This window comes from Cupriavidus sp. CP313 (assembly GCF_054072015.1).
The window spans coordinates 306,867-319,576 of the sequence record NZ_JBSVZB010000006.1 but is presented as its reverse complement, the minus strand read 5'-3'; the positions used below and the strand labels follow the sequence as shown (position 1 = coordinate 319,576).

The 12,710-nt window shown below is 65.5% G+C and carries 10 protein-coding genes; 4 read left to right on the top strand and 6 right to left on the bottom strand.

Annotated features, from left to right (window positions below; genetic code table 11):
• Positions 1–21: 21 nt before the first annotated feature.
• A complete protein-coding gene (locus ACW4E8_RS11890; protein ID WP_456804693.1) occupies positions 22–912 on the bottom strand; it encodes a LysR family transcriptional regulator in 891 nt (296 codons plus the stop codon).
• 106 nt (positions 913–1,018) lie between these two features.
• Here ACW4E8_RS11890 and ACW4E8_RS11885 point away from each other — a divergent pair, with 106 nt between their 5' ends.
• The 4 genes from ACW4E8_RS11885 (at position 1,019) to ACW4E8_RS11870 (ending at position 5,231) form a co-directional block, all read left to right on the top strand.
• A complete protein-coding gene (locus ACW4E8_RS11885; protein WP_456804692.1) occupies positions 1,019–2,242 on the top strand; it encodes a CaiB/BaiF CoA transferase family protein in 1,224 nt (407 codons plus the stop codon).
• Positions 2,239–2,700 (top strand): MaoC family dehydratase, encoded by a 462-nt coding sequence (locus tag ACW4E8_RS11880; RefSeq protein ID WP_456804691.1) that lies wholly within the window; start codon positions 2,239–2,241, stop codon positions 2,698–2,700. Before ACW4E8_RS11885 ends, ACW4E8_RS11880 begins: the two co-directional genes overlap by 4 nt.
• A gap of 333 nt (positions 2,701–3,033) precedes the next feature.
• On the top strand, positions 3,034–4,194 hold the full coding sequence (locus ACW4E8_RS11875; RefSeq protein ID WP_456804690.1) for an acyl-CoA dehydrogenase family protein: 1,161 nt from the start codon (positions 3,034–3,036) through the stop codon (positions 4,192–4,194).
• Positions 4,195–4,232: 38 nt separating this feature from the next.
• A complete protein-coding gene (locus ACW4E8_RS11870; protein WP_456804689.1) occupies positions 4,233–5,231 on the top strand; it encodes an acyl-CoA dehydrogenase family protein in 999 nt (332 codons plus the stop codon).
• 31 nt (positions 5,232–5,262) lie between these two features.
• On the opposite strand, the gene ACW4E8_RS11865 is transcribed toward ACW4E8_RS11870, so the two are convergent.
• The 5 genes from ACW4E8_RS11865 to ACW4E8_RS11845 all read right to left on the bottom strand — a co-directional run bounded on the left by ACW4E8_RS11865 (position 5,263) and on the right by ACW4E8_RS11845 (position 12,705).
• Positions 5,263–6,816: a SpoVR family protein gene (locus tag ACW4E8_RS11865; protein WP_456804688.1), complete on the bottom strand. Its 1,554-nt coding sequence runs from the start codon at positions 6,814–6,816 to the stop codon at positions 5,263–5,265.
• Between the two features lie 135 nt (positions 6,817–6,951).
• Positions 6,952–8,214, bottom strand: coding sequence for a YeaH/YhbH family protein (locus ACW4E8_RS11860; RefSeq protein WP_456804687.1), 1,263 nt, complete (start codon positions 8,212–8,214; stop codon positions 6,952–6,954).
• A 37-nt stretch (positions 8,215–8,251) separates the two neighbouring features.
• On the bottom strand, positions 8,252–10,174 hold the full coding sequence (locus ACW4E8_RS11855) for a PrkA family serine protein kinase (RefSeq protein WP_456804686.1): 1,923 nt from the start codon (positions 10,172–10,174) through the stop codon (positions 8,252–8,254).
• Between the two features lie 427 nt (positions 10,175–10,601).
• A complete protein-coding gene (locus ACW4E8_RS11850) occupies positions 10,602–11,789 on the bottom strand; it encodes an acyl-CoA dehydrogenase family protein (protein WP_456804685.1) in 1,188 nt (395 codons plus the stop codon).
• Positions 11,790–11,925: 136 nt separating this feature from the next.
• Entirely contained in the window at positions 11,926–12,705 is a 780-nt protein-coding gene (locus tag ACW4E8_RS11845; RefSeq protein WP_456804684.1) for an enoyl-CoA hydratase/isomerase family protein, read from the bottom strand.
• Positions 12,706–12,710 lie beyond the last annotated feature (5 nt).

The following is a 12,710-nucleotide window of genomic DNA, read 5'->3' as shown; positions in this document are numbered from 1 at the left end:
GCTGCACCACCCGCCTTCCCATCAGTTCACCGCCGCCTGCGCCGCCGCCAGGAAGCGCTGCACCTGGCGGTCGCCGTCATCGGGCCGCGCCGCCAGCGCAATGCCGATGCGCCCGGCCGGCCGCGGGCTGGACAATGACAGGAAGCGCACGCGCCGGTTGGCGTAGCGCGCCGCCACGCTTGGCACCAGGGCCACGCCAAGCCCACTCTCGACCAGGCTGACCTGGGTCTGCACCTGCACCGCCTCCTGCGTGACGCGCGGCACAAAGCCCGCCTGCTGGCACAGCAGCATTGCCACTGCGTGCAGGTTGGGCACCTGCGCCGCCGGATACATGATGAAGGGCTCGTCCGCGAGCGCGCGCAGCGGGATGGCGTCTGCGCTTGCCAGCGGGCTGTCAGCCGGCACCGCCGCGACAAAGACGTCGTTTTCCAGCGGCGTCAGCGAATAGTTGCCGGTGTTCAGGATCGGGAAGCGCACCAGGCCGGCGTCGATCTGGTGCTTTTCCAGGCGGTCCAGGATCGCGGCCGTGGTGGATTCATGCAGGATCAGCTCGATGCCGGGATGCGCCGCGCGGAACGCCGGGATCAGCTTGGGCAGCAGCGCATACGTCGCCGAGCCGATAAAGCCGATGCGCAGCGCGCCGCGCTCGCCTTGCCCCGCAGCGATCGCCGCGGCACGTGCCTGCTGTGCATGGAACAGCGCACGGCGCGCATCGTGCAGCGCGGCCTCGCCCGCCTGCGTCAGCCGCACCCCGCGCGAGGTGCGCACGAACAGCGCCGTGCCGAGCTGGTCCTCGAGCTTGCGGATGGAAATGGAAAGCGGCGGCTGCGCCATGTGCAGGCGTTCAGCGGCGCGGTGGAAGTTGCCCGTCTCGGCCAGGGCGACGAACTGCTGCAGCTGGCGGAAGTCCATGGCTCGTTAATATCCTGTGAATATCGATTTCTAAAAAACTAATATTAGACCAAGCCTCGCCTGCGGATCTACCCTGTGCCCCACAGTCAAAAAGATCGGAGACAACATGCTGCCGCTTGCAGGCATCCGCGTGGTCGACCTGTCCACGGTGGTGATGGGGCCGTATGCCAGCCAGTGGCTGGCCGACCTTGGCGCCGAGGTGATCAAGGTCGAGCCGCCCGAGGGCGATTCCACGCGCCGCACCGGCCCCGCCACCGAGCCCGGCATGGCGGCCATTTTCCTGGGCGTGAACCGCAGCAAGCGCAGCGTGGTGCTGGACCTGAAGCAGCCGGCCGCGCAGGCCGCGCTGGACCGCGTGCTGGCCGGCGCCGACGTGCTGATGCACAGCATGCGCCCGCAGAAGCTGGCCGCACTGGGGCTGGCGCCCGATGACGTGCGGGCGCGCCATCCGGAGCTGGTCTTTGTCAGCCTGCTCGGCTTTGCCGAGGATGGGCCCTACGGCGGCCGCCCGGCGTACGACGACATCATCCAGGGCCTGTCCGGCAATGCCGCGCTGATGGCGGCGCAAACCGGCGACAGCCGCTACTTCCCCACCATCGCCGCGGACAAGACCAGCGGGCTGGTGGCCGCGCTGTCGGTCTGCGCGGCGCTGGCCGGGCGCGCGCGGCGCAATGCCGACGGCAGCACCGGCCACGGCACGCTGGTCGAAGTGCCGATGTTCGAATCCATGGTCGCCTTCAACCTGGTCGAGCATTTCTACGGCCGCCATTTCGAGCCGCCGCGCGGCCCCAGCGGCTATCCGCGCGTGCTGGCGCCGCTGCGCCGCCCGTACCGCAGCGCCGACGGCTATGTCTGCATGATGCCGTACACCGACGCGCACTGGCGCGACTTCTTCCACGCCGCCGAGCGCCTCGAGCTGGCCGTCGATGCGCGCTTTGCCGACATCGCGGCACGCACGCGGCATATCGAGACGCTGTACGAGCTCACCGGCGAAATCGTGCAGGGACAGACCACTGCGCACTGGGTGGAGCTGTGCGAACGCCTGCAGATCCCGGTGGCGCGCATCAATGAACTCGACGACCTGCCGGCCGATCCGCACCTGGCCGCCACCGGCTTCTTCGAAACCATCGAAGACCCGGCCATGGGCACGTTGCGTTTTCCCGGCGCGCCGGTGCGCTTCAACAGCCAGCGCGCGCCGCTGGGCATCCCGCCGCGGCTGGGCGAGCACACCGGGAGCGTGCTGGCGCAGGCGGGACTATCCGCAGAAGCGATCGCGCAATTGCAACAAAGCGGTGCCGCACGCTGCGCACCCGCCAAGGAGACACCATGACGCATGCAGAACTGCCCCGCCTCGGCCAGGGCTTCTACTGGCAGGACTTGCAGGAAGGCCAGGCCTTCCGCACCTTCGCCCGCACCGTGACCGAGACCGACCTGGTCAATTTCATCTCCGTCACCGGCATGGTCGAGGCCATCTTTATCGAAGCCGGCTATGACGGTGGCGCCATCCAGGGCCGGCCGGTGCCGGCGGCGCTGACCTACACGCTGATCGAGGGCTTCATCCTGCAGACCATGATCCAGGGCACCGGGCTGGCCATGCTGGAGTTGACGCAGCAGATCCACGCGCCAGTGATGGTGGGCGACACTATCCGTGCCACCGTGACCGTGACCGGCATCCGACCGACTTCGCGCAGCGGCCGGGCGGTGGTGGATTCACGTATAGAGGTGTTCAACCAGCGCGAAGAAAAGGTCATGACTTATACCGCGCGCCGGCTGCTGGCGGGACGCTGAACCATACTGCTGCGTGGATGGAGGAAGCAAGCAAAATGAAGGCAAAGATTTTCATCGGTACGGGTGACGGCCAGCGCGCGCATGCGCTTGTCGCGGACAAACTGGCATCACGCGACGGTGCGTGCTTCGCTGCAACGTCTTGCCTACCGATTGCGTGCTCCCTCTCCCGCTTGCGGGAGAGGGTTGGGGTGAGGGCCGGCGGGTCGACGAAGTGATGCGTGTCGGTATGCCAGCGCCTGCCCTCACCCCCTGCCCCTCTCCCGCAAGCGGGAGAGGGGAGCAAACCACGGGCATCTGAAAAGCCTTTGCAATATCAAGCCACAGGATCTCAACGTGACCGCATTACTTTCGACCTTCAGCCTGACCTCCCTGCCGCCGCACGCCGTGGCGTTCCGCGGCGAGGTGCGGGCCTTTCTCGATGAACACCTGCCCGCGCTGCCGCCGGAAACGCGCGCGCGCTCGTGGATGGGCTTTGATGCCGGTTTCAGCCGGGCGCTGGCCGCGCGCGGCTGGGTCGGCATCACGCTGCCGGCGCAGTTCGGCGGCGCGGGCCTGGACCCGTTTTCGCGCTTCGTGCTGGTGGAAGAACTGCTGGCCTGCGGCGCACCGGTGTCGGCGCACTGGATCGCCGACCGCCAGAGCGGCCCGCTGATCCTGCGCTACGGCAACGACGCGCAGAAGGCGCGCTACCTGCCGGCGATCAGCCGCGGCGAGGCCTTCTTCTGCATCGGCATGAGCGAGCCGAACTCCGGCTCGGACCTGGCCAGCGTGGCCACGCGCGCGGTGCGCCAGGCGGACGGCAGCTGGCGCCTGAACGGCCGCAAGATCTGGACCACCAATGCCGACCGCTGCCACTTCATGATCGCGCTGGTGCGCACCTCGGGCACGCCGCAGGACCGGCAGACCGGGCTGTCGCAGTTCATCGTCGACCTGCACGCACCGGGCGTCACGGTGCGGCCGATCCATGACCTGGCGGGCGATGCGCACTTCTCCGAAGTCACCTTCGACGACGTGGCGCTGGCCCCGGACGCGCTGGTCGGCCAGGAAGGCAGCGGCTGGGAGCAGGTCAACGCCGAGCTGGCGTTCGAGCGCAGCGGCCCGGAGCGCCTCTATTCCAGCGTGGTGCTGCTCGACACCTGGCTCGACGCCATGCGCCGGCTGCCGCCGGCACGGCGCGACACCGTGACCGCGGGCCGGCTCGCCGGCCACCTGGCGGTGCTGCGCGCCATGTCGCTGGCAGTCACGTCGCGGCTGGCCGCCGGTGAAAGCCCGGTGGTGGAGGCCGCGCTGGTGAAGGACCTGGGCACGACCTTCGAGCAGTCGATCCCCGCGCTGGTGGAAGCCGCGCTGGGTGATGAGCCCGCGCTGGCGGCCGATGGGGCGCTGTACCGCACCCTGGCCTATGTCACGCAGATCGCGCCGTCGTACTCGCTGCGCGGCGGCACCCGCGAAATCCTGCGCGGCATGATCGCGCGCGGGCTGGGCCTGCGCTGAATCCGCCCTGTCGACCGCCATCCTGAACGAGATACCCCATGCATAACGCCTATTCCGACGCCCTCGACGCGCTGCTGCGCGACTGCTGCCCGCCCGCCACCGTGCGCGCGCTGGAACAGCAGGCCGACCCGCAGCCGCTGTGGCAAGCGCTGCTGGAAAGCGGCTTTGCCGATTGCCTGCTGCCCGAATCCGCCGGCGGCGCCGCGCTGCCGCTGCGCGAGCTGGCGCCGGTGCTCTTTGTCACCGGCCGCCACGCCTTGCCGCTGCCGCTGGCGCAGACCATCTTTGCGCGCGCGCTGCTGCAGGCGCATGGCATCGCCCTGCCCGCCGGCCCGGTCGCACTCGCCGGCTTTGAAGACGGCGCCGGCGCGGCGCTGGTGGCCGATGCCCGCCATGCGCAGTGGTTCCTGCTGCAGGACGGCGAGCGTTGCCTGCTGCTGTCGGCGGCCGACGCCCGCGCCGAAGCTACCGGCGCCCATCACGACCTGACGCTGCGCGTGCCGCGCCCTGACGCCTCGGCGCCAGCGGCCTTTTCACTGCCCGCCGGTAGCCTGCGCACGCTGGGCGCCTGCCTGCACACGGCGCAACTAGCCGGCGCGCTGTCGCACGTGCTCGACCTGACGCTGCAGTACGCCAACGACCGCCAGCAGTTCGGGCGCGCCATCGGCAAGTTCCAGGCGATCCAGCACCAGGTCAGCGAGATGGCCGAGCACGTTGCCGCCGCACGCGTGGCCGCACAGCTGGCCTGCGACAGCGGCTCCGGCACGCCCGACCGGCTGCGCGCGGCCATCGGCAAGCTGCGCGCCAGCGACGCGGTCACGCCGGTGGCCGCCATCGCCCACGCCGTGCACGGCGCCATCGGGATCACGGAGGAATACGACCTGCAGCTCTATACGCGCCGGCTGCATGCGTGGCGCGTGGCCGACGGGTCGGAGCGCTGGTGGAGCCGGGTGCTGGGCGAGGAGGTGTGCGCCAGCGCCGGGCGCAACGCGGTGGAACTGGTGCGCGAATGGTGCGAGCCCGCGCCCGCCGCCTGAGCGGCGGGGCTTAACCCCGGCAATTGCGGGATCAGGCGGCCAGGCTGAGGCCGCCGCCGTGCGGGCGGCGGTGGCGCCGTTCCGGCTTGCACTCGTACTTCAGCTCGGTGCGGCCGTCCTCGTAGGCCACCTCGAGCCGCACGGTGAAGCCCCACAGCCGGGTCACGTGCCGGATCACCTCGTCAAAGTTGTGCGCCAGCGGCCGGCGGTCGTTCTGCAGGTGCCGCAGCGTCAGCGAGCGGTCGCCGCCCACGTCGACATTGGTGACCTGGATATTGGGCTCCATGCCGGAGAGGTCATATTGCGCCGCCATCAGCTGGCGGATCGCGCGGTAGCCTTCATCGTTGTGGATCGCGGTGACGCGCAGCTTGCCTTCGCGATCATCGTCCAGCACCGAGAACAGCTTCAGCTCGCGGATCACGCGCGGCGACAGGAACTGCAGCAGGAAGCTCTCGTCCTTGAAATTGCGCATGGCAAAGTCCAGCGTCTTGCGCCAGTCGCTGCCGGCGAATTCCGGGGCCCAGCGGTAGTCCTCTTCGGTCGGGTTTTCGCACATGCGGCGCAGGTCCTTGAACATCAGGAAGCCGATCGTGTAGGGGTTCATGCCGCTGTAGTAGGGGCTGTGGTACGGCGGCTGGTAAATCACGTTGGTATGCGCCTGCAGCAGCTCCATCATGAACGCATCGTTGACCAGCTTTTCCTCGTAAAGCTGGTTGATGATGGTGTAGTGCCAGAACGTGGCCCAGCCTTCATTCATGACCTTGGTCTGGCGCTGCGGATAGAAGTACTGCGCGATCTTGCGCACGATGCGCACGATCTCGCGCTGCCATGATGCCAGCTTGGGCGCGTTCTTCTCGATGAAGTACAGCAGGTTCTCCTGCGGCTCCGACGGGAATACGATATCCGCCTCGGACGCGTCGTCCTCCGACGCCAGCGCATGCGGCCGGTGCTTGGGCAGGGTGCGCCACAGGTCGTTGACCTGCATCTGCAGGTAGTTCTCGCGATCGGCCTGGCGCGCCTTCTCTTCGGTGATGGACAGCTTCTTGGGCCGCTTGTAGCGGTCCACGCCATAGTTCTGCAAGGCGTGGCAAGAGTCCAGCAGCAGTTCCACCTCGCGTTCGCCGTAACGCTGCTCGCACTCGGCCACGTAGTTCTTGGCAAACAGCAGGTAGTCCACGATGGCGTCCGCGTTGGTCCAGGTGCGGAACAGGTAGTTGCCCTTGAAGAAGGCGTTGTGGCCGTAGCAGGCGTGCGCGATCGTCAGCGCCTGCATCGGCATGGTGTTCTCCTCCATCAGGTAGGCGATGCAGGGATTGGAATTGATGACGATCTCGTAGGCCAGCCCCATGTGGCCGCGCTGGTAGCTGCGCTCGGACGCCAGGAAGTGCTTGCCGTAGGACCAGTGGCTGTAGCCGACCGGCAGCCCCGACGACGCGTAGGCGTCGAGCATCTGCTCGGCGGTGATGATCTCGATCTGGTTGGGATAGGTATCCAGCCCGAATTCGCCGGCGATGCGGGCGATCTCGCGGTCATACCGTTTGATCAGCTCGAAGGTCCATTCCGAACCCGTGGAGAGATAAGCCATCTTCGCCCCTTGTTGCCCGGGCAAGGCGCCAGACCCGTCCGGCGCGCACGGCATCGCCGCGCCGCGTGGTCCGCGTTGCCTCGCCATTTGCCTTCACTGTGGCCCTCCGCAAGGAAGGCCAGGATCGGCGCCACCCTATGCTGCGCGCTTCTGGAACAGGTCGTGCAGCACCGGGTAGATCTCGTCCGCACCGATGATGCGCTGCATCGCAAAGTGATCGAACTGTCCCTTGACCGTCAGATACTCTTCCCAGAGGTTCTGCGGCTCTTCCGATGCGACTTCAACATATGCATAGTACTGCACCAGTGGCAGGATCGAATCGCGCAGCAGGCGTCCGCACAACTCGGAATCACCGGCCCAGTTATCACCGTCTGACGCCTGCGCGCAGTAGATGTTCCACTGGCTCGGCGGATAGCGGTCGTGGATCACTTCCACCATCAGCTTCAGCGCACTGGACACCACGGTACCACCGGACTCGCGCGAGTGGAAGAAGTCTTCCTCATCGACTTCCTTTGCCACCGTGTGATGGCGAATGAACACCACATCGATGCGCTCGTAGTTGCGCTTGAGGAACAGGTACAGCAGCATGAAGAAGCGCTTGGCCAGGTCCTTGCGGCTCTCGTCCATCGAGCCGGACACGTCCATCAGGCAGAACATCACCGCCTGGGCCTGCGGGCGCTTCTTCAGCACGCGGTTGTTGTAGCGCAGGTCGAGCTTCTCGATAAAGGGCACGCGGTCAATGCAGGCACGCAGGTGCCGCATCTTCTCCATCAGCTCGAGCGTGCCTTCGGCATAGGGGCCGTCCTTTTCCAGCGCCGCGCTGTAGTCCAGTTCCAGCTCGCGCAGGCGTTTCTGGTAAGGGCTGGACAAGGCGATGCGCCGCCCCAGCGAGCTGCGCATGGTGCGCAGGACCGACAGGTTGGCAGGCGTGCCGTCGATGGAATAGCCGGCGCGCACCTTGCGCACCTCGGCGATCTTGGCGAGGTGGCGCTTGGCCAGGTCTGGCAGCGCCATGTCCTCGAAGAAGAAGTTCAGGAAATCCTCGCGCGACAGTGTGAAGACGAAATCGTCCTCGCCTTCGCCGCTGTCGCTGGCCCGCGAACCGGTCCCGCCAGCGCCCTGCTGCTGGCGGTCGAAGGAGTCGCCCTTGACGAACTTCTTGTTGCCAGGGTGAATCCACTCGCGCCGCCCGCCCGGGCCGTGGTGGAAGATCGGTTCGGAGATGTCCTTGACCGGAATGGACACCTGGCCGCTCTGCTCGATGTCCATGATCTTCCGGCCGGACACCGCCTTTGCCACCGCTTGCCGGATCTGCTCGCGGTAGCGCTTGATGAAACGTTGCTGGTTGACGGCACTCTTGTTGCCGCCGTTCTCGCGCCGATCGATGACCGTAGCCATAAGTTTCCCTCGTTGAGAGACCTGTTCCGCGGCGCCGTTACGATGACTTTCTTACGCGCAGATACCACTCCACCAGAAGTCTCACTTGCTTGGGCGTGTACCCCTTCTCGACCATGCGGTTGACGAAGTTCTCGTGCTTGTCCTGGTCTTCGCGAGAAGACTTGGCGTTGAACGAGATCACCGGCAACAGGTCCTCAGTGGTGGAGAACATGCGCTTCTCGATCACCATCCGCAGCTTTTCATAGCTGGTCCAGACCGGGTTCTTGCCGCTGTTGTTGGCCCGCGCCCGCAGCACGAAGTTGACGATCTCGTTGCGGAAGTCCTTCGGGTTCGAGATACCCGCGGGCTTCTCCACTTTCTCAAGCTCGTCGTTCAGCGCGTTGCGGTCGAGGATCTCGCCGGTGTTGGGATCGCGGTACTCCTGGTCCTGGATCCACAGGTCGGCGAACGCCACATAGCGGTCGAAGATGTTCTGGCCATACTCCGAATACGACTCCAGGTAGGCGGTCTGGATCTCCTTGCCGATGAACTCCACGAACGGCGTGGTCAGGTACTCCTTGATGTACGACAGCAGCTTGGATTCCTGCTCCGGCGGGAACTGCTCGCGCTCGATCTGCTGTTCAAGCACGTACAGCAGGTGCACCGGGTTGGCCGCCACTTCGGTGTTGTCGAAGTTGAAGACCTTGGACAGGACCTTGAAGGCAAAGCGCGTCGACAGCCCGTTCATGCCTTCGTCGATGCCCGCATAGTCGCGGTATTCCTGGTACGACTTCGCTTTCGGATCCACGTCCTTCAGGCTCTCGCCGTCATAGACGCGCATCTTCGAGAAGACATTGGAGTTCTCGGGCTCCTTGATGCGCGTAAGCACCGCGAACTGCGCCATCATCTTCAGCGAGTTGGGCGCGCACGGCGCGGCCGACAGCGAACTGCTGCGCAAAAGCTTGTCGTAGATCTTCACCTCGTCGGACACGCGCAGCACGTACGGCACCTTGACGATATAGATCCGGTCCAGGAAAGCCTCGTTGTTCTTGTCCGCCTTGAAGGTCGTCCACTCCGCCTCGTTCGAGTGCGCCAGGACGATGCCGTCGAACGGGATCGCGCCGAAGCCTTCGGTACCCTTGTAGTTGCCTTCCTGCGTTGCCGTCAGCAGCGGGTGCAGGACCTTGATGGGCGCCTTGAACATTTCAACGAACTCAAGCAGGCCGCGGTTGGCCAGGCAGAGCCCGCCGGAATAGGAGTAGGCGTCCGGATCGTCCTGCGGAAAATCTTCCAGCTTGCGGATGTCGACCTTGCCGACCAGCGAGGAAATATCCTGGTTGTTTTCGTCGCCAGGCTCCGTCTTCGAGATCGCAATCTGCGACAGCACCGAAGGGCGCAGCTTGACCACCCGGAACCTGGTGATATCGCCGTTGAACTCGTGCAGGCGCTTGACCGCCCATGGCGAGGCAATGGTGTTCAGATACCGGATCGGAATGCCGTAGTCCTCTTCCAGGATCTTGCCGTCTTCCTCTGGCGCGAACAGCCCCAGCGGCGACTCATGGATCGGCGAACCCTTGAGCGCGTAGATGGGGATCTCCTCCATCAGCGCCTTGAGCTTTTCAGCGAGCGAGGACTTGCCACCACCCGGAGGCCCGAGCAGGTAGAGGATCTGCTTGCGCTCTTCCAGGCCCTGCGCCGCGTGCTTGAAGAACGCGACGATCTGTTCGATCGTGTCCTCCATGCCGTAGAAGTCGCGGAAGGCCGGATAGATGCGGATGACCTTGTTGAAGAACAGGCGGGACAGCCTGGGGTCGTGGTGGGTATCCACCAGCTCAGGCTGGCCGATTGCGGCAAGCATGCGTTCGGCAGCAGTCGCGTAGGCAGTCGGATCCTTCTTGCAGATCTCCAGGTACTCCTGGATGCTGTATTCCTCTTCCTTGCGAGCTTCGAAGCGCGTAGCGTAATGGCCAAAAATGTCCATACCTCACTCCCGTCAGAGTTCACGTCCGAGGCGTGCTACCCCTAAGGCTTCGCGCAACGTTCGCGGCACACCACCCCGGCCTGGCGACCTGTCATGTTGCGAAGTCTTTACTTCATCATAGTCAAATAACGGCGATGGTGGTGTCCGAGTTGACGAATCTTGCATCGATGCAACGGCTGTTTCGTTGCTGCATTTTCTGCATGATTTCGCTTCAGCTTTTGGCTGGATTTCCGCTCGGGCCTTGCCCCCGCACGCGACGGGCCATTGACCATGCTTGTGAAACACCTTACACCTTTCCCGCCATCCGTGCACATCCGGTTTTGTAACCATACGCACGAAAGCCGGCACTGGTGCCGGCTTTCGCTTTTGCGCATTTTCTTACGCGTTTGCGCGCACTAGCACGCGCACACTGCTGCTAGCGGACGCGTCAAAGCGTGCGCGCGACCAGCTCCTTCATGATCTCGTTGGAGCCGCCGAAGATCTTGCTCACGCGTGCGTTCGCATACATACGCGCGATCGGGTATTCAAGCATGTAGCCGTAGCCGCCGTGCAACTGCAGGCACTCGTCGATGACCTGGCAGTTCTGCTGCGTGCACCACCACTTTGCCATGGCGGCCGTGGCAGCGTCGAGCTTGCCGTCCATCAGGCGCAGCATGCAATCGTCGACAAAGGTCGCGGCAATGGTGGCGACCGTCTTGCACTCCGCCAGCTTGAAGCGCGTGTTCTGCAAATCGGCCAGCGGCTGGCCGAACACCTTGCGCTGGCGCACGTATTCGGTGGTCAGCTCGATGGCGCGCTGCATGGTCGCCACGGCCCCGAGCGCAATGATCATGCGCTCTTGCGGCAGTTGCTGCATAAGCTGGTAGAAACCCTGCCCCTCCTGCGTGCCCAGCAGGTTGGCGCACGGCACCAGCACGTCGTCGAAGAAGAGCTCGGCGGTGTCCTGCCCTTTCTGCCCGATCTTTTCGAGAATGCGGCCACGACGGAAGCCCGGCAGGTCGCGCGTCTCCACCATGACCAGCGACACGCCGCGCGAACCGGCTTCCGGATCGGTCTTGGCCACCACGCAGACCAGGTCGGCGTGATACCCGTTGGTGATGAAGGTCTTTGCACCGTTTATGCGATAGCAGTCCCCGTTTTCGGTCTGTTCGCGCACCGCACGGGTGCGTATCGCTTTGAGGTCCGAACCGGCGCCAGGTTCCGACATGGCAATGGCCGCCACCATTTCGCCGCTGGCCATTTGCGGCAGCCATTTCTTCTTCTGCTCTTCCGTGCCGTAGTTGAGCAGGTAATGTGCCACGATGCCGCTGTGCACATTATTGCCAAGGCTGGTGCAGACGGCGCGCGACATTTCCTGGGTGATGACGGCCTCGTGGGCAAAGGTGCCGCCACCGCCGCCGTATTCCTCGGGGATGCTGGCGCACAGCAGCCCGATCTGGCCGGCGCGGCGCCAGACCTCGCGGTCGATATAGCCCTGGTCGGCCCAGCGGGCCTCGTTGGGCGCCAGTTCGCGCTCGATGAAGCGGCGCACGGTTTCCTGGAACATCCCCAGGTCTTCGGTCATCCAGGGGGTCTGGCGTACGGCGGGCGCCGTGTGCTGGTCGTGGGATCCCATATGGTGTGCTGATATCAGGGTAAACGAGAAAATGAGCAGGCGACCGGTGCCGTCCGGCCAGCGCCCGCCTGAATACGTAAACTACGGCTTGGCGAGGCAGCCGGATGCTGCGGGGCAGCATGACCGGCGCCGCCGCTCAGTCCGGCCAGCGGTAGCGCAGCGGCTGCTTGGCCATGAAGCGGTCGGCAGCCTCGCGGCGATAGGCGGTGGAGAAGGCAATGCCCTGCCCGTCAGCTTCCATCGCCAGCATGGTGTGCAGGTCCTGGTTCAGCGAGGCGTTCAGCGCCTGCTTGGTCAGGCCCACCGCCACCGGCGATGCCTCGGTGAAGGCCTGCGCCAGCGCCCGCGCGCGTTCCTGCAGGCTGTCCGCCGGCACGATTTCCATGACGATGCCAAGGTCTTGCGCGGCCTGGGCGTTCAGCTCGCGCATCGAGAACATCAGCGCCTTGGCCCGCTGCAGGCCGATCATGCGCGGCAGCGTGTAGAACACGCCACAGTCGGGGATCAGCCCCATGCGCAGGAACGGCAGCCCGAAGCGCGCGCGCGGCGTGGCCAGGATGATGTCGGCCGTCAGCGCCAGGCTGAAGCCTGCGCCATAGGCCGCGCCGTCCACCGCGGCGATGACCGGCACGTCGAGCTGGATCAGGTCTTCCAGCCAGCCGTGCACCTTCTGCAGGCGCTTGCGGCCCTGCTCGGCATCGATCTCGACCTGCATCGAGCTGATGTCGCCGCCCGACGAGAAATCGGTGCCGGCGGCGGTCAGGATCAGCGCGCGCACGCTGTCGTCGGCGCGTACCCGGCGAATCACTTCGCCGATCTCGTCGCGCATCGGCAAGGACAGCGCGTTCTTGCGCGCCGGCGAGTCCAGCGTCAGCGTGGCGACGCCGTCCTCGACGGCAAAGCGGATGGTTTCCATCGGTG